This is a genomic window from Salinisphaera sp. Q1T1-3, from assembly GCF_003602005.1.
Classification (GTDB): Bacteria; Pseudomonadota; Gammaproteobacteria; order Nevskiales; family Salinisphaeraceae; genus Salinisphaera.
This window is the reverse complement of sequence record NZ_QZWD01000006.1, coordinates 81400-99364: the sequence shown is the minus strand read 5'-3', so window position 1 is coordinate 99364 and position 17965 is coordinate 81400. Positions and strand designations below refer to the sequence as shown.

Sequence of the window (17965 nt, the reverse complement as noted above, 5' to 3'; positions counted from 1 at the left end):
CGTGCGTATCCGCCTGATCGCCGTCGGCCGTCGCATGCCCAAGTGGGTGACCACGGCCTACGACGATTATGCCCAGCGCCTGCCACGCGAATGTCGGCTGGAGCTGGTCGAGATCGCGCCCGGTGATCGCAAGAGCGGCGATACGGCTCGTGCGATCGCGGCCGAGGACGAGCGCATGCTCAAGGCCATCGGACGCGACGACCATGTGATCGCGCTTGCCGTCGACGGCAAGCCCTGGCAGACAAAAACCCTGGCCGAGGATCTGCGCGGCTGGCTCGGCGACGGTCGCGATCGCTGTCTTCTGGTCGGTGGCCCGGACGGGCTGGGCCCGGCATCGCTGGCAGCCGCGCACACACGACGCGCACTGTCCGCTCTGACGCTGCCCCATCCGCTGGTCCGCGTGATCCTGGCCGAACAACTCTTCCGCGCCCACAGCATCCTGATCGGTCACCCTTATCATCGCGCCTGATGCGGTGATACCCGTTGCGGTCTCGCACGCGCCCGGCGCGCCAGCCATCGACGATGGACCTCGGCGGCATCGGGCGCCTTGGACGTGGCCGGATCGCGATGCGATGGCTCGCGGTGGGCCGAACACGAGACAGGGCCGGCAACACAGCGCTCGGGCGAAACCTCGATAATGGCTCGGGCCTGTCGTCGCGCAATAGACAGCCGTATTGCCTCACCGATGAGGCCAGGCAAGGCGCCGACCGCCACGCGGCATGGCGTCGCCGGCGGGATAACCCGATGCGCCCGCGGCCCAGCGGCAGCCATCCGCCGTTGTCGCCCGCGCACGTGGCGCATGCCACGCCGCATTCGCGACGGCCTCTCCGGCCGCCGCCTGGGCCGCTGGGACAACTGCCGATCTGCTGACGAGACGCCCTACGATGTTTGTTGAGTTGCGAACCGGCGCGTGCCTCGACAACAATTGGCTCATGATTATTGCCCGCTGTTTTCGGCCGAGTGCACAAGGACTTGGCGCCTGTGAGTAGCGCTGCCCCCGTTGACGATCCCGGCACGCCGCGCATCGAGATTCTGGTCAACGCCGGCCACGGCGAGACGCGCGCCGCCCAGATCGAGAACGGCGTGCTCCAGGATATTCACGTGCAGCGCGATGCGACCGCGAGCACGGTCGGCAACATCTATCTGGGCGTCGTCCAGCGGGTGCTGGCCGGCATGCAGGCTGCCTTCATCGACATCGGGCTGGAGCGGGCCGCATTCCTGCAGCTGTCCGACATCGTGCGCCCCACGCATCTGTCGGCCGACACCCCGACGCCACGCATCGAGAACCAGCTCGCCGCCGGTCAGCGACTGCTCGTGCAGGTCACGCGCGATGCCATGGGCAGCAAGGGCGCCCGACTGACCACGGATCTGGCGATTCCCTCGCGGTTTCTGGTTTATATGCCCTATACGCCGCGCATCGGCGTTTCGGCCCGGATCGAGTCCGATACCGAGCGTGCCCGTCTGCACGACGGCGTGGTGACACTGCGCGAACATCTGGGGCTGACCGGCGGCTTCATCGTGCGAACGGTCGCCGACGACTGCAATATCGCCGCATTGGCCGCCGACATGCGGTTTCTGGCCACGATCTGGTCCGATATCACCGAACAGGCCAAGCAAGTCCCGGTGGAGACGCTGGTCTACGGCAACCTGCCGCTTCCGATCCGCATGCTGCGGGATCTGCTCACGCCCGAGGTGAGCGTGGTCCTGATCGACGACGCACGCGCCTGGGCCGACATGCAGACCTTCGCCCGACGCTTCGCACCGGAATTCGCCGACCGGGTCCAGCTGCACGATGAAGCCACGCCGCTGTTCGCCCAGTACGGCATCGAGGAGGCGATCGAACGCGCCCTTCAGCCGAAGGTGCCACTGAAATCGGGCGGCTTTCTGATCATCGAGCAGACCGAGGCGATGATCACCGTCGACGTGAACACCGGCGGGTTCGTGGGCACGCGCAGTCTGGAACAGACCGTGCTGCGCACCAATCTCGAAGCGGCCCAGACGATCGCCCGACAGCTGCGCCTGCGCAATCTCGGCGGCATCATCGTGATCGACTTCATCGACATGGTCGATGCCGGCCACAAGCAGCAGGTGCTGACACAGCTGGCCGGGGCACTGGCCGCGGATCCGGCCAAGACCACGGTCGGCCACGTCTCTGCGCTCGGGCTGGTCGAAGTCACGCGCAAGCGCACCCGCGAGTCGCTCGAGCACATGCTGTGCGCCCCCTGCGAGACCTGTAGCGGCCGGGGTTACGTCAAGACCCCGGCCACCGTGGTCTTCGAACTGTTTCGCGAGATCGGCCGGCGCATGCGCCAGCGCAGCGGGCTCGATTCACCGACCGAACTGCTCGTGCTGGCCGCTCCCGATGTCGTAGACGAGCTGCTCGACAATCAGGCCGAGGCCCTGTCCCAGCTCGGCGGCGATCTGGGGTGCCGGATCCGGCTCCAGGCCGAGAGCCTCTATGGCCCCGAACAATTCGATGTCGTGGTCATGTAAGCTGAAAGGCCGTACTCGCGTCGCCGCATGATCGCGCCCGTCGCGCTCCGCCGATCGTCTGTCGAGTTCTGCATGCACGGCCCCACGGTATCGGACAACCCACCACTCGCCGCGAGACCCGCCGCATGAGCGACACGCGGCCCCGGCCGCGGCGTGGTTGGTTCAAGCGCACTGTCGTCATCATCGTGGCCGGCGTGCTCGTGGCCGCGGGCCTGCTGGTCGGCGGCGTTCGCCTGCTCGATCACTTCGCACCCCAGTATCGCAACGCCCTGGTCGAGCGCATCGGTGCCCGGATCGATGCCGACATCCACGTCGACAGCCTGTCCCTCGGCTGGGGGTGGCACGGGCCGATCCTGTATCTGTCCGACGTGCGCATCGTGCATCACGGCCGCCAGCAACCCGCGCTGACCGCCGACAAACTGGGCTTCGAGTTCTCGCTCTCGTCGCTGCTGTCCGGCCAGCGCCTGCCCGACGGCCTCATCGTCTCGCACCCGGCGGCCCGACTCGTAAGCGACGATGGGCAGCTGCATCTGGCGGACTGGCCGCAAGGTGACAACACATTCCTGACGCCCGCGCGTCTGGCCGCGCTGCGCCGGACGCTGGCCCGCATCTCGGTGCGTGATGCCCGGATTGCCGTCGACGCGCCCGGCCTGCCGGGCGGCCACGGCACCTGGAACCACATCGATCTGTCGCTGGCCAACAGCGACGGCAACGAATTGCTGGCCCAGATCGCGGCCGACGGGCCCGACTGGCTCGGCCGGGTCAGCGCACACGCATCACTCAAAGGGGCCCTGGACGCCCCCACGGGCGGCCGCTTCTCGGCGCATCTGACCGGGCTCGACCCGCTCGCCGTCGCCCGCACCGGGCGGTCCGATCCGGCACGCCTGGCCGGCGGCAAGGCCGATCTGTCGCTCGACGGCCGGCTTGACGGCGCGCGCCTGGTCGATACACGACTCACCCTGGCCTCGGCGGCCGTCCAGCGCGCCGACGCCAATCAGGCGGCCCCGCTCATCCCGGCGTTCCGTGCCGTATTCGACCTCGACAGCGATCCGGGCTTCCGGCACATCACCGCACGCCTCGGCCAGATCGGCGGGGCCCTGCAGACACCGCCCGACATGGCCGCCCGGGCCACCTTCGATACCGAAACACACGCGCTGACGGCCGATGCCCGCCATCTGCCCAGCGCACTCGTGCTGCGGCTTGCCCGCTGGCGTGTACCGCAACTGGCCGATACCGATATCCAGGGCACACTCCCGAAAGCCGAGCTGAACTGGCATCCCGATACCGCGCCCACGCTCGACGTATCGTTTGCCGATCTACGCGTCGACGATCCGGCGCTGGCCTTCGGCCCGCTCGACGGCCGCTATCGCCAGTCCGGCGGCCGGCATTCGCTGGTCTTTGAAGACGCCGGCGGCACGCTGTCGGCCAAGCGCTATCTCAACGGCCAGCTGGCCATCAGCGGGCTGAGCGGCGGGCTCGACTGGCAACGCCGGGACGACGGCACGCTGGCCGTGCATCTGGACAAGCTGACGCTGGCCAGTCGCGAGGCCCGTGTCTCGGCGAATGGCACCCTGGCGCTGCCGGGCGGCGACCGGGCGCCCGTTGCCGATATCCAGGCCACTGCGAGCGCGCCGAATATCGCGCGCCTGCTGGATCGGCTGCCCCAGGCCGAGGATCTGCCCAACCCGCGGCTTCGCGACTGGCTGCCGAAGGCGATCACGGCAGGGACGCTCGACAAGGCCGAGGTCACGGTCCGCGGCCCGCTCGACCGATTCCCGTTCGCCAATGCCCGTGCGGGACAGGGGTTTCATGCCACGCTGCGCGGCCACGATCTGGACGTCGACTACAAGCCGGGTTGGCCGGCCCTGAAAAACGCCCGCGGTACGCTGCAAATCGACGGCGCGACGATGGACATGTCGGTGCCGCGGGCGACGATGATCGGCGTGACCATCGACAAAGCCCATATCCACGTGCCTGACGTACGCGAGCCGATCCTGAGCCTGACCGGGTCGGTCGCGCACGCGCCGGCCGATCGGCTACTCGCCTTCCTCGGCGCCTCGCCGCTCAAGGACAAGTTCGGCACGCTGGTCGATGCGGTCAAGCTCTCCGGCCCGGCCGATCTGAGCGTGAATCTGAAACTGCCGCTCAAGTCGTCGCTGGGCGACCCGGCGGTCCACGGCACCGTAACCGCGCTCGGCGACACCCTGACCGAGGCACATCTTCCCGGGCCGCTGACTGCGATTCGCGGGCCGATCCGTTTCAGCGGCGACGGGCTCTCGGCACAGGCGGTATCGGCGCGCCTGCTGGGCGTGCCGCTGACCGCCGACCTGTCGCCGGGCACCGACAACCGACAACGCATCGTCGCCCATGCGCGGCCTACGCTGCCCGCCGATCAGGCGGCACTGGCGCACTACGTGCCCGCGAAATGGCTCGTCTACGGCCAGGGGCCGATACCGCTGACCGTGTCCTTCTCGCTGGGCGGCCAGGGCGCGATCAGCCCGATCACGATCGACAGCGACCTGCAGCCCACCGATGTGCGCCTGCCTGCGCCGCTGGCCAAGCCGGCCGGTCAGAGCGCCCCCCTGCACGTGGTCGTGGATCCGGAAAAGCGGGCGATCACCGCCGATTACGACCGGAACACGCACATGACGATGGCGCTCGGCGACGACGGCGCACCGCGACGGATCGCGGTCCAGCTCGGCGAGCGCGGTCTCACCCCGCCGTCGACCGACGGTCTCTGGATCGGCGGTCATGCCGATCAGGTCGACGGCATCGGCTGGTTCAACGTGGTCCGCCACGTGCTCTACGGCAGTTCGGCCGAGGTCGCGGCATCAAACGAAGGCAAGGCTTCGAGCCCGAACGCAGACGACGACAACGGCCCGGGGCTGAGCGCCCTGTCGTTTCTCGGCGGCGATCTGACCATCGATCGGCTGAACCTCGACAATCGCTATGTCGCCCAACCACATGTGCGCGCCCAACCCATGCAGTCGGCCAGCGGCTGGCGCGTGGATTTCGAGGGCCCCAACAGCCAGGGACAGATCACCTGGACAGCCGAGGACGGCGCCCCCATGCGGCTGGCGGGCAACCTCAAGCGCATCGCGATCCAGACCGAAGACACCCCGGACGACACGGCAAGCAAGACCAGCGGCGACACCTCGTCGCTGATCTGGCCGGGCCTGTCGCCCATGAACCTGCCGGCGCTAGCGGTCTATGTCCAGAATTTCGAGGTCGACGGCACCAATTTCGGCCAGACCCACGTGGATGCGCATCTGAGCGACAACGGCTGGCATCTCGATCGATTCGAACTGGCCGACGGCGCCCTCACGGGCCGGATGAGTGCCGACTGGCAGCGTGATCGCGGCCTGACCTCGGCCGCCGCGAAGGCACATCTGAAGGGGCACGGCCTGTCGCGCCTGTTGCGTACCTTCGGCTACCCCTCGGCCGTGCGCGCAAAAAACGCTCGCGTCGATGCCGATCTGTCCATCGAGCCCAACGCCGCCGGCCTCGATCTGCTCCATCTCAACGGCAACATGCATCTGGCCCTCGACGACGGCTCGTTTCCAACGGTCGAACCGGGGGCCGGGCGGCTGCTGGGCCTGTTCAATCTGTATGTCCTGCCGCGTCGTCTGCTGGATCTGAACTTCCGCGACGTCGTGGACAAGGGCCTGGCCTTCGACAAGGTCCGCGCGGATTTCCTCATCCGCAACGGCCAGGCCTACAGCGAGAACGCGACGATCAAGACCCCCTCGTCGAACATCGACATCGCCGGGCGCATCGGTCTGGCCACGCGCGATTACGACGAACGGGTGCGCATCCAGCCCAAGCTCGGCAGCGGCGTGACACTGGCCAGTACGGTGCTGGGCGGGCCGATCGTCGGGGCAGCGGTCTTCGCGGTGCAGGAACTGTTGAAAAAGCCGATCGAGCATTTCTCGACCATCAGCTACCGTCTCAAGGGCAACTGGGACGATCCGAAGATCGTCGACCCGCAGGCCGAGACCGGCCCGGGTGAGCCGAACGCCGGGGCGAAGCCCGATCAGGCCGACGACTCGACATCGGACAAGCCCGACGGGTCCTGATCGCGGTATGCTCGCCAGTCTGTCCGATCGCACACAGAACACAGCGGGCACCGCGTCGCTGCCGCCGCGCTCCGATGTCATGCCCGACGACGTCTGCCGAATATCATGACCGACTCCGAAGTCACGCGTGTTGCCGCCATCCAGATGAACTCGCTCGGTGAAGTGCCACCGAATCTCGCGCGGGCCGATGATCTGCTGCGCGAAGCCGCACGGCGCGGTGCCCGGCTCGCCGTGCTCCCGGAGAACTTCGCCCTCATGGGCGCGCGCGAAACCGACAAGCTCGGCGCGGTCGAGGATGACGGCGCCGGCAACGGCCACACACCGATTCAGGATGCCATCGCCGAGGCTGCGCGCCGCTACGGACTCTGGGTGGCCGCGGGCACCGTGCCGCTGAAAAGCCCCGAGCCCGATCGTGTGTTCGCGGCCCTGTGTGTCTACGACGACAGCGGCACGCGCGTCGGCCGCTACAACAAGATGCACCTGTTCGATGTCGGCCTGCCCGACTCGGCCGAGGCCTATCGCGAATCGGCGACCTTCATGCCAGGGGCCGCCGAGCCGGTGGTGGTCGACACCCCGATCGGCCGGCTCGGGCTATCGATCTGCTACGACCTGCGTTTCCCCGAGCTCTATCGGCGCCTGTCCGCGGCCGGCGCGGACGTGATCGTGGCGCCTTCGGCGTTCACCTACACGACCGGTACGGCGCACTGGCATCTGCTCACGAGAGCACGCGCGGTGGAAAACCTGGCCACGGTGATTGCGCCGAACCAGGCCGGGCACCACGCCAGCGGTCGCCGGACCTACGGGCATTCTCTGATCTGCGATGCCTGGGGGCACGTCACATCCGAGGCCCGCTCGGATGCCAACGAAGTCGTCATCGCGGATATCGACCACGCCCGGGCCAAACGCCTGCGCGAGGGCTTTCCCTGCCTCGGGCATCGCCGGCTCGCTTGAGCCACGCCCGATTCTCACGGACCGTCAGGAGATCATCATGGCCACACGTCAGATCCAGTTTCAGCGTACCGGCGCACCCGAGGTGCTCGAGCTCGCCGAAGTCGACCTGCCGGCCCCGGGCCCGGGCGAGGTCCGGATCGCCAACAAGGCGATCGGCCTCAATTTCATCGATATCTATTTCCGCAACGGGCTGTATCCGATCGATCTGCCGAGCCCGCTCGGCACCGAGGGGGCCGGCATCGTCGAGGCCGTGGGCGACGGCGTGACCGAATTCGCCGAAGGCGATCGCGTGGCCTATGTGCTCGGCGCCCAGGGCGCCTATGCCGATGCCACGATCCAGCCGGCCACGGCCGTCGTCGCGCTACCGGACGAGATCGATTTCGAAACCGCAGCGGCCGGCCTGCTCAAGGGGCTGACGGTGCAGTATCTGCTGCGCCAGACCTATGCGGTGGCCGAGGACGACACGATCCTGTTCCATGCAGCGGCCGGCGGCGTGGGCACCATTGCCTGCCAGTGGGCCCGAGCGCTCGGTGCTCATGTCATCGGCACGGTGTCCTCGCCCGAAAAGGCCGATCTCGCGAAGAACAACGGCGCCTGGATGGCGATCGACTACACCCGCGAATCGGTCGTCGAGCGCGTGCTCGAACTCACAGACGGCGCCGGTGTACCGGTCGTCTACGACTCTGTCGGCCGCGACACCTGGACCGATTCGCTGAAATGCCTGAAGAAACGCGGGCTGATGGTCTCGTTCGGCAATGCCTCCGGCCCGGTCGAGGGCGTGGCTCTGGCCGAGCTGAATCGCGGCGGTTCGTTGTTCGTCACCCGGCCCGGGTTGGCGGGATACGCCGACACACCGGAGCGCTTCGAAATGATGTGTGCCGATCTGTTCAATGTGCTGATTTCCGGCGACGTGAAGGTTCATATCGGCCAGCGCTACGCGCTCACCGAGGCCGGCGCGGCGCACCAGGCACTGGCCGATCGCCGCACCGTCGGCTCGACCATTCTGGTGCCGTGACGCCGGCCCTGACCGGTATGGCCGCTCCGGCGTGCATCGTCGACGACGACTGTTAACCTAATCGCATGCAAAACACTCTCGATCTTGCCCGCGACACGTTGCTGGGCCATGCCAACATCGACGCGCACCAGCTCGAGGCCACGCTTTCGGGGCTCATGATGCCGGGCGTGGATTACGCGGATCTGTATTTCCAGATCCAGAAAAGCGAGTCCTGGCTGCTGGAGGACAGCGTCGTGCGCAGCGCCGGCGCCTCGACCGCGCAGGGCGTGGGTGTCCGCGCCCTGGCCGGCGAACAGACCGGCTTCGCCTATGCCGACGAGCTGGCCCTGCCGGCCCTGACCCAGGCCTCGAAAGCGGCCGCCGCCATCGCCCGGGACGGCCGCACGGCGCGTCTGAACGCGCTCGCGCCGCGCGGCGAGGCCCCGGGCCCGGTCCGTTATCAGCCGATCGACCCTGCGGCAACGATGGCCGCCGAGGCCAAGGTCGCTCTGCTGCATCACGCCGATGCCATCGCCCGCGCCGCGGATCCGCGGGTCGTCCGGGTGACTGTTTCGCTGGCCGGAGCCTCCGACACCATGCTGGTGGCTGCCTCGGACGGCACGCTGGCCGGCGATGTCCGCCCGATGGTGCGTTGCAATGTCTCGGTGCAGGTCGAGGCCGACGGCAAGCGGGAATCGGCATCGGCCGGCGGCGGCGGGCGACTGTCCTACGATATCTACACCGGCGCCGATGACCGGGTCGCCGAATATGCACGCGAGGCGGTACGCCGGGCGCTGGTGCGTCTGCACGCCGAGCCGGCCCCGGCCGGGAGCATGCCGGTCGTGCTCGGCAACGGCTGGTCGGGCGTGTTGCTGCACGAAGCAGTCGGCCAAGGCCTGGAAGGCGATTTCAATCGCCGCGGCGCCTCGAACTATGCCGGCAAGCTCGGCCAGAAGGTCGCCTCCGATCTGTGCACCGTGGTCGACGACGGCACCCTGGCAGGCCGTCGCGGCTCGCTGGCCGTCGATGACGAAGGCACCCCGGCAGCGGCGAACACGCTCATCGAGAACGGGGTGCTGGTCGGCTACATGCAGGACAAGCACAACGCCCGTCTGATGGGGGCAGCCCCGACCGGCAACGCGCGGCGCGAGTCCTATGCCCACACCGTCATGCCGCGCATGACCAACACCTATCTCCAGCCCGGCGATGCCGCCCCGGCGGATATCATCGCCTCGGTAGACGACGGCATCTATGCCGCCCATTTCGGCGGTGGCTCGGTGGACATCACTTCGGGCAACTTCGTGTTCACCTGCGACGAGGCCTACCGGATCGAAAACGGTGTCATCGGCGCCCCGTTGAAAGGCGTCACGCTGATCGGCAACGGCCCGGACGTCATGGGCCGCGTGTCGATGGTCGGCAACGACTGGGCGCTGGATACCGGCGTCGGCATGTGCGGCAAGCACGGTCAGACCGTGCCGGTCGGCGTCGGCCAGCCCACGATCCGGGTCGACGCGATCACGGTCGGCGGCACCCAGCACGCCGACTGATGGCGCGCCGCCGGCCGTCACGCGCGCCCACGCGCGCCAATACAACGCCCACCCTGCGCGTGATCGGTGGCCGCTGGCGCAGCCGACGGCTGCCGATCGCCGATCGACCGGGCCTGCGTCCCACCCCTGACCGGGTTCGAGAGACTCTGTTCAACTGGCTCGCCCCACGCATCGAGGGTGCCCGTTGCTGCGATCTGTTCGCCGGCACCGGTGCGCTCGGTATCGAGGCGCTGTCGCGCGGCGCCGCGTCGGTCGATTTCTTCGAGACGGATCCGATGGCGGCCCGCGCGATCACACGCGCCCTGAAGACCCTGGAGGCCGGCCCGGCCCATGCCGTGCACAGTGGCGATGCCTGCCAGGCAACGAACCGGCTGGCGCCGGCCTCGGTGGATATCGCCTTCCTCGATCCGCCTTTCGAGGCGAATCTGCACCGGGCCGCGCTGACCGGGTTGTACGGCGCCCTACGGCCGGACGCGCGGGTATATCTCGAATATCCCATCGAACAGGCCACTGATCTGGGTGCCGTATTGGCACCGGACTACACGCTGCTGCGGCAATCGAGCGCGGCCGGCGTCGGTTTCTGTCTTGCCGCACCGGCCGCCCACGAACCAGGATCCACGACATGACCGGACAAACCTTGGTCCGCGCCGCCTATACCGGCACGTTCGACCCGATCACCAACGGCCATGCCGACGTGATACGACGCGCCGCCCGCATGTTCGACGAGCTGATCGTGGCCGTGGCGAGCAACGCCTCGAAGAAATCGATCTTCGATCACGACGAACGCGTCGAACTGGCAAGCCAGGTCCTGGCCGATGTGCCCAATGTGCGTGTCATGCACGCCGAAGGACTGGTCGTGGATTTTGCCCGGCAACAGGCCGTGGACGTCCTCGTGCGCGGTGTGCGCGGGGTCGGCGATTACGAATACGAGAAACAGATGGCGGTCATGAATCGCCATCTCGCACCGAACATCGACACCGTCTTTCTGGCCCCCTCACCTGAATACGCCCATATCTCGTCGACGCTGGTTCGCGAGATCGCGTTTCTGGACGGGCAGATTAGCGGCCTGGTCCCCGATATCGTCGCCGACAAACTGCACGAGAAGACCAACGGGCCGGGCACCGAATAATTCAGTACCCGGCCCGCCGGTCGACTCAAGACCGCGACGTCGCCTCATCCCCGACCGCGAGCACCGGCTCACCCTCGGTACGCCACTGTTCGCGCTCTTTTGCATCGGCCCGCGGCGAGAACCAGCCGAGCCACGCATAGGCAATACCGATCAGCGGTGAAATCCAGCAGGCGATGGCCAGCGGAATATAGAGCAGATTGATGGCGTGCCCGCTGGTGATGCCGAGGCCGAGCGACGTCAGCACCACCGCCCCGCCGGCGTTCCATGGCACCAGCGGCGATACGAGGGTGCCGCCCTCCTCCGTGGCGCGCGACAGATTGCGCATCGCATAATCCTGACCGCGATAGGCCGGGCCAAAGGCACGGCCGGTCAGGGCGATCGACAGATAGGGATCGCCGGCGACCACGTTGGTCGCCGCAGCCGCACCGATCGCCGAGGTCTGCAGGCCGGCGAACGACCGGACCCGCGTCGCCAGCGCGTTGATCAGCGTCCCCAGGCAGTTTGTCGTTTCGAGCGCGCCGCCGTAGGCCAGCGCGATCAACAGCAGTGTGATCACCCAGGTCATCGACTGCAGACCGCCGTTGTTGAGCAGCCCGTCTATCGATTCGACACCGGTCTGGATGCTGTACCCGGCAAAGCTTTCCTGAAAAAGCGCCTGTACCGAGGCCCCCTGGGCGACAAAGGCGGTCAGGCCGCCGATGAGCACACCGAAGAACAACACCGGGATGGCCGGCATTCGCAGACAGGCCAGACCGACGACGAGCAACACGGGCAGCAGCGTCCAGACAGAGATCGTGAAATGATCGGCCAGCCCGGATGTGATCGTCTCGATCCGCTCGAACGAGGCCGGCTGATGGCCGACGAGCCAGAAGCCTGCAACCAGATAGACAACCAGTGCCAGCACCATGGCCGGCACCGTGGTCGGCGTGAGATTGCGGATATGCGTGAACAGATTCACACCGGTCACGGCGGGCGCGAGGTTGGTCGTATCCGACAGCGGCGAGACCTTGTCACCGAAAAAAGCGCCGGAAACGACCGCGCCGGCGGTCCAGTAGGCGGGCAGCCCGAAACCGTAGCCGATGCCCATCAGCGCGATGCCGACCGTACCGAGCGTGCCCCAGGAGGTACCCAGCGATACCGAGACCACGGCACAGAGCACGGCGGCGGTGGCGAGAAACGCCTGCGGGCTGAGCAGCTCGAGCCCGTAATAGATCAGCGTCGGCACCGTGCCCGAAGCAATCCACAGGCCGGTGATCATGCCGACGAGCATCAGGATACCGACCGCCGGCAGGCCCACACCGACGACCCGCAGCATGCCATCCTGCATCGCCGACCAGGCATGCCCGCGGTACCAGCCAAAGGTCGCGGTGATGGCGATACCGATGATCAACGGCACATGCGGGACGAACGTACCGAAGACGAATAATTGAAGACCCAACACCACGAATGTGAGCGCGATGGGGGCCGCGGCACCGATCACGCCGGGCGGATCGGGACAACGCTCTTGAGAAGCCATAGGGCGGAAAACACATGATCGAATGACATCGCAGATCGAAGATCTCTGCGTCGTGGCCAACGACGAATGGCCCGAATCAAATTCAATCAAGTTCCATGCCACGAAAAAAGCCGCCAATCGTCGGATCCGCGGCTTGTCGATCAGCGGTTTGGCAGCCGCGATTTCAGCCGTTCGGCATGCCCCGGGTCGGCCCGGTATTCGAGCCGGCCAGCGCGTGTTGCTCACTGATATCCACCGTGGCGAGCTGCGACTGGTCCGCCGGCTGGAAAACGAGCACCTGAATCACCCGGTCCGGATACTGGAAATACACGCGTGTGGTGCTGGCCTCGCGCGACATCTGGGTGTCGGTGTGCACGCTTGGTGCATCGCCATCATTATGCGCCCGCGAGAACGCCTCGATCAGATTCTGGATGGCGGCCTGGCCGTCGGCGCTGCGAAAACTGCCCAGACTGCGGGTCACCCGGACCAGCTTCCCGTGCGCGAACGTGAGCGAGCCCACGGCGTCCGGCGTCTTCGACTGCCCATCGGCACCGAGTGCCGCGGTTTTCGGGTACAGAAAATACTGGCCGTCCCGCTGGCTCGGCGAGACATTGAAGCGCGCACGCGCCGTGCCCATGGCCTGAGTCTGCGGTGCGCCGAGCGTCAGCGATACATTGCCGATGGTCACGTCTTCTGCAAAGGCACTGGGCGTCGCCAGGGCGATCACCAGGGCCAGGGCCCAGGGGGCCGTCTTTTTCAATCGGTCGAGATTCATCGTCTTGGCTCCTGCTCCACAGGGTCGCGACCTGCCGTGCACGACGGTACGCCTTGGCGTGCCGCCGGCCGACACCGGCACGGCATCCCGAGGGATGCCGTGCCGTCCTGACATCACGCAGCGGCGCCGCGCGATACTGCCAGCAGCATCTGGTTCATCCGGCGCACGAACGTAGCCGGGTCTTCCAGCTCGCCGCCTTCGGCCAGCACGGCCTGCTCGAAGAGCATCTGCGAGAAATCGGCGAACTCGGTCTCGCCCTGCTCCGCGGCCAGTTTCTCAACCAGCGGATGCGTGGGATTGATCTCGAGATGCGGCGCCTGGTTCGGCATGGCCTGGCCGGCTTCCTTGAGGATCCGCTCAAGGTGAGCCGACATGCCGTGTTCATCGGCGACCAGGCAGGCCGGGGAGTCGGTCAGCCGGTGCGTGACACGGACTTCGTTGACCCGCTCGCCGAGTGCTTCCTTGATACGGCCGACGAGATCCGAGGATTCTTCCTCGAGCTTCTTCTGCTGCTCTTTCTCTTCCTCGGACTCGGCCTCGCCCAGATCCAGGGCGCCCTTGGCCACCGAGGCGAATTCCTTGCCTTCGTACTCGGTCATGTGGGCCATGACCCACTCATCGACCCGGTCGGTCAGCAGCAGCACTTCGATGTTCTTCTTCTTGAAGATCTCGAGATGCGGGCTGTGCTTGGCTTCGGCCAGCGTGTCCGCGGTGATGTAGTAGATCTTGTCCTGACCTTCTTGCATGCGCTCGATGTACGTATCCAGCGAAACACCCGGATCGGCCGACTCGTCCGTGGTGGTCTTGAAGCGCAGGAGCTTGGCGATCTTGGCCTGGTTCTCGTGGTCTTCAACGATGCCTTCCTTGAGCACCGTGCCGAACTCGTTGGAGAACGTCTTGAACTTCTCGGGCGCCTCGTCGTCCTTGGCCATCGATTCGATCAGGCCCAGTACCTTCTTCACCGAACCGGCGCGGATCTTGTCCAGCAGACGGTTGTTCTGAAGGATCTCGCGCGAGACGTTGAGCGGCAGATCGTTGGAGTCGATCACGCCCTTCACGAAGCGCAGATAACGCGGCATCAGCTTGTCGGCGTCGTCCATGATGAAGACACGCTGGACATAGAGCTTGACGCCGTGCGCCTTGCCGTTCGGATCGAACAGATCGAACGGCGCGCGCTGCGGAATATAGAGCAGGTTCGTGTACTCCTGACTGCCCTCGACCTTGTTGTGGGTCCAGGTCAGCGGGTCCTCGAAATCGTTGCAGCTGTGCTTGTAGAACTCGGCGTAGTCCTCATCGGACAGATTGGCCTTGGGCTCGGCCCACAGCGGCGCACCACGGTTGACCTGTTCCCAATCGGCTTCCTTGCCGGCCTCGACGTCTTCATCCGACAGCTGCTCGCGCATCTTGATCGGGAAGGCGATATGGTCGGAATAGGTCTTGACCAGATGCCGCATGCGATGCGGCTCGAGGAATTCCTCCTCGCCTTCGCGCAGGTGCAGCGTCACTGTCGTGCCGCGATTGGGCTTGTCGATCTCTTCGAGCGTGTACTCACCGCCGCCGTCCGAGATCCAGCGTACGCCGGTCGCCTCGCCGCCGCGGCGTGTGTCGACCACGACCTGATCGGCCACGATGAAGGCCGAATAGAAGCCGACACCGAACTGACCGATCAGCTTGGCGTCCTTCTTCTCGTCGCCGGAAAGACTGTCCAGGAAGGCCCGCGTGCCGGACTTGGCGATCGTGCCGATACGCTCCATGACCTGGTCGCGGGTCATGCCCACACCGTTGTCGGAGATCGACACCGTGCGCGCATCCTTGTCCTGGTCGACCCAGATCGCGAGTTCGGCGTCGCCTTCGAACAGGGCATCGTCCTTCAGGCCCTCGAAACGCAGCGTGTCCAGCGCATCGGAGGCGTTGGAGATCAGCTCGCGCGAGAAGACCTCCTTGTTCGAGTACATCGAATGGATCATCAGCTGCAGAAGCTGCTTCACCTCGGCCTGAAAGCCGTGTTTCTCGGCGTTTGCGCCGGCGGCGGTCTCCTGCACGTGTTCTTGCTCTTCGCTCATGGCCTTTTCGTCGATCGGATGACAATGAATGATGGCGACGCGCTATCGTCGCGATAAACGCTTCGATGCGGTCCGGCGCGGCATTTTTCAAGCACCGGGGTCGGCCAGCCCCCGGTTCGACATCGGCGGCGAGGCGTTTTCCGTGGCATCCTCGCGGCTGGCCGATGCCTGCATCGGCCCGGCCTCAATCGACGAATCAAGGATGAGCGGCTATGAGCCAGACAATCCGGGTCGCCGTGATCTGCGGCGGCGCATCGGCAGAACACGAGGTCTCGCTGGCCTCGGCCCGCAATATCGTGGCCGCACTCGATCGCGACCGTTTCGCGGTCGCGGTGATCGGCATCGACAAGGCCGGCGTCTGGCATGCCGCCGACCCGGACGATTTCCTCCACCATGCCGACGACCCCAAACGCATTGCACTCAAGGCCGAGGACGCCCCGCTGGCGGTCGTGCCCGGGCGCACCGCCGGGCAGATCGTCTACGCCGAAACAGGCACGGTCGCGATGGATGTGGATGTGGCCTTCCCGATCGTCCACGGCCCCACAGGCGAGGACGGCACCCTCCAGGGGCTGCTCGCAGCGGCCAACATCGCCTGTGTGGGGGCCGGCGTGCTCGGTTCGGCCGCGGCCATGGACAAGGACGTGACCAAGCGGCTGCTGCGCGATGCCGGGATCGACATCGCCCCCTTCGCCCTGATCACACGGGCCAACGCCGCCGATGCCGACTACGACCGGCTGGCCGGCGCGCTGGGCAGCCCGCTGTTCGTCAAACCGGCCAATCTGGGCTCTTCGGTCGGCGTCTCCCGTGCCACGGACCGCGACAGTTTCGATGCGGCGCTGACGACCGCCCTGCGCTTCGATCACAAGGTGCTGGTGGAAGCCGCCGTGGCCGGCCGGGAAATCGAGTGTGCCGTGCTCGGCAACGCCCAGGCACGGGCCAGCACCGCTGGCGAAGTGGTCGTCGACGGCGACGGGTTCTATGCCTACGACACCAAATACGTCGACGATACGGCCCGCACGGTGATCCCGGCCGAGCTCGACGCCGCCACGCTTGAGACCGTTCAGCAGATCGCCCTGGCCACCTATCGCACGCTGGACTGTCGCGGCCTGGCGCGCGTGGACGTGTTCGTCACCGAAAGCGGCGACGTCGTCGTGAATGAAATCAATACGTTGCCGGGCTTCACGCGAATATCGATGTATCCGAAACTCTGGCAGGCCTCAGGCATTGAATACAGCGAGCTGGTCGGGCGGCTGGTGGATCTGGCCCGCGAGCAGCACGCCGCCGACAAGGCCCTGGCGAGTTCGATGTAGCGGCTTGCGCGGCGCCACGGTTGTCCGGATGATGCGCGCTGCTGTTTCACCGCTCCGATCACAATGACCTACGCCGACGACACGCCGATGCGTGATGTGCTGGCCGGCATGGCCGGCGTGGACGCCGAGGCCTGTCAGGAGTTCGCCCGTCGCCAGGCCGCCACCGGCCACGGCGCGGACCTGGCTGTGGCCGCCGCGCTGCTGCATGACTTGGCCTTCGCCGCCCAGCTCGACCGACCCGACGAGTTGATGCGCTGGAAGGATCCCGAAACCCAGTCGCCGCTCGATCCCGAGCAGCTGATGACGTTGTTGCAACACTGCTCGGAAAAACGTCGTGACGATGCCGGCACCCTGATCGCCGGGATGTCCTTTGCCGACATCAGCGCGCTGTCGAGTATCGCCAGTTATCTGGCCCAGGCCTGTGCCCAGCTGCGCCGCTTCGGCACGCGCCCGCCCGACCCGCAGCAATCGCTTTTCTAGGGCCTGTTGATGTTTCGTGCGAGTCCGCGCCAAGCGCGCCCTGAAATTGACGATGGGCGGCAAGACAAGGCGTAGTGCGCGCCGTGCAGTCATTCTGCACCAGCAGGCTACAACGCTGTATTGCCGCCATGTTTTTGATTTCGGGGCGCTTGTCCCGAAGGGTTGGGCCGCGAAAACCGGCCAGGCGACGCCAAGCCAAGGCGTGCCGAGCACGGGTGTCGCTGTGCGACATGCGTGAGTGAACGACAACATCGCATGACCGGGCGATGGCTCACTTGCCGACAGGCTGCGTCCTGAAATTCGCCGTGCGGTGGTGCTCGTCGATCGTTGGGCGCATCCGAGCCGATATCGCTTCTCGCGCCTTGCCTGGCGAATGCCTGAACGGCGGCGCAGCGACTGGACTGCGCCTCAACAGGCCACGGCTTTCAACGGCGCTGCCATCGTCCTGCGCCCATCGTCTCGGCGATCCTCTCAAATAGAGATCCCGGCCTGCCTCGCATGTCTGCAGACGACAGACATGAGGCCTCTCGCATCCGTCGTCTTAACGCATTCGTCATCCGCGGGTCATAGCGCTTCAAAGAAACTCGCCTAGATTGCCCTCTTTTACCGCCGCCGGTCGGACGACGAACCGACCGCGCGAGGCGTGCGCCGG

13 protein-coding genes are annotated in these 17965 nt (G+C 66.5%); 10 read left to right on the top strand and 3 right to left on the bottom strand.

Going from position 1 to position 17965, the window contains the following annotated elements; genetic code table 11:
• Position 1: 1 nt before the first annotated feature.
• From rlmH to coaD, 8 genes are all read left to right on the top strand, one after another.
• A complete protein-coding gene (rlmH, locus tag D3260_RS07555; RefSeq protein ID WP_120097979.1) occupies positions 2-469 on the top strand; it encodes a 23S rRNA (pseudouridine(1915)-N(3))-methyltransferase RlmH in 468 nt (155 codons plus the stop codon).
• Between the two features lie 512 nt (positions 470-981).
• The gene (locus D3260_RS07550) at positions 982-2493 is read left to right on the top strand and encodes an Rne/Rng family ribonuclease (RefSeq protein WP_120097978.1); all 1512 of its coding nucleotides are present in this window, start codon (positions 982-984) and stop codon (positions 2491-2493) included.
• Between the two features lie 125 nt (positions 2494-2618).
• Positions 2619-6569: a YhdP family protein gene (locus D3260_RS07545; RefSeq protein WP_120097977.1), complete on the top strand. Its 3951-nt coding sequence runs from the start codon at positions 2619-2621 to the stop codon at positions 6567-6569.
• A 105-nt stretch (positions 6570-6674) separates the two neighbouring features.
• Positions 6675-7520, top strand: a complete 846-nt coding sequence (locus tag D3260_RS07540; RefSeq protein ID WP_120097976.1) for a carbon-nitrogen hydrolase family protein — start codon at positions 6675-6677, stop codon at positions 7518-7520.
• 37 nt (positions 7521-7557) lie between these two features.
• On the top strand, positions 7558-8535 hold the full coding sequence (locus D3260_RS07535; RefSeq protein WP_120097975.1) for a quinone oxidoreductase: 978 nt from the start codon (positions 7558-7560) through the stop codon (positions 8533-8535).
• 65 nt (positions 8536-8600) lie between these two features.
• Entirely contained in the window at positions 8601-10061 is a 1461-nt protein-coding gene (tldD, locus tag D3260_RS07530; protein WP_120097974.1) for a metalloprotease TldD, read from the top strand.
• The gene (rsmD, locus tag D3260_RS07525) at positions 10061-10687 is read left to right on the top strand and encodes a 16S rRNA (guanine(966)-N(2))-methyltransferase RsmD (RefSeq protein ID WP_120097973.1); all 627 of its coding nucleotides are present in this window, start codon (positions 10061-10063) and stop codon (positions 10685-10687) included. The genes tldD and rsmD overlap by 1 nt, the downstream gene beginning before the upstream one ends.
• Positions 10684-11190, top strand: a complete 507-nt coding sequence (gene coaD, locus D3260_RS07520) for a pantetheine-phosphate adenylyltransferase (RefSeq protein WP_120097972.1) — start codon at positions 10684-10686, stop codon at positions 11188-11190. The genes rsmD and coaD overlap by 4 nt, the downstream gene beginning before the upstream one ends.
• Before the next feature lie 25 nt (positions 11191-11215).
• On the opposite strand, the gene nhaC is transcribed toward coaD, so the two are convergent.
• From nhaC to htpG, 3 genes are all read right to left on the bottom strand, one after another.
• Positions 11216-12706, bottom strand: coding sequence for a Na+/H+ antiporter NhaC (gene nhaC / locus D3260_RS07515; RefSeq protein ID WP_120097971.1), 1491 nt, complete (start codon positions 12704-12706; stop codon positions 11216-11218).
• 163 nt (positions 12707-12869) lie between these two features.
• Entirely contained in the window at positions 12870-13460 is a 591-nt protein-coding gene (locus D3260_RS07510; RefSeq protein ID WP_120097970.1) for a hypothetical protein, read from the bottom strand.
• Positions 13461-13573: 113 nt separating this feature from the next.
• Positions 13574-15523: a molecular chaperone HtpG gene (gene htpG, locus D3260_RS07505; protein ID WP_120097969.1), complete on the bottom strand. Its 1950-nt coding sequence runs from the start codon at positions 15521-15523 to the stop codon at positions 13574-13576.
• A 212-nt stretch (positions 15524-15735) separates the two neighbouring features.
• On the opposite strand from htpG, the gene ddlA reads away from it, so the two are divergent.
• Positions 15736-16833: a D-alanine--D-alanine ligase gene (gene ddlA / locus D3260_RS07500; RefSeq protein ID WP_120097968.1), complete on the top strand. Its 1098-nt coding sequence runs from the start codon at positions 15736-15738 to the stop codon at positions 16831-16833.
• Positions 16834-16896: 63 nt separating this feature from the next.
• Positions 16897-17313: a hypothetical protein gene (locus D3260_RS07495; protein ID WP_120097967.1), complete on the top strand. Its 417-nt coding sequence runs from the start codon at positions 16897-16899 to the stop codon at positions 17311-17313.
• Positions 17314-17965 lie beyond the last annotated feature (652 nt).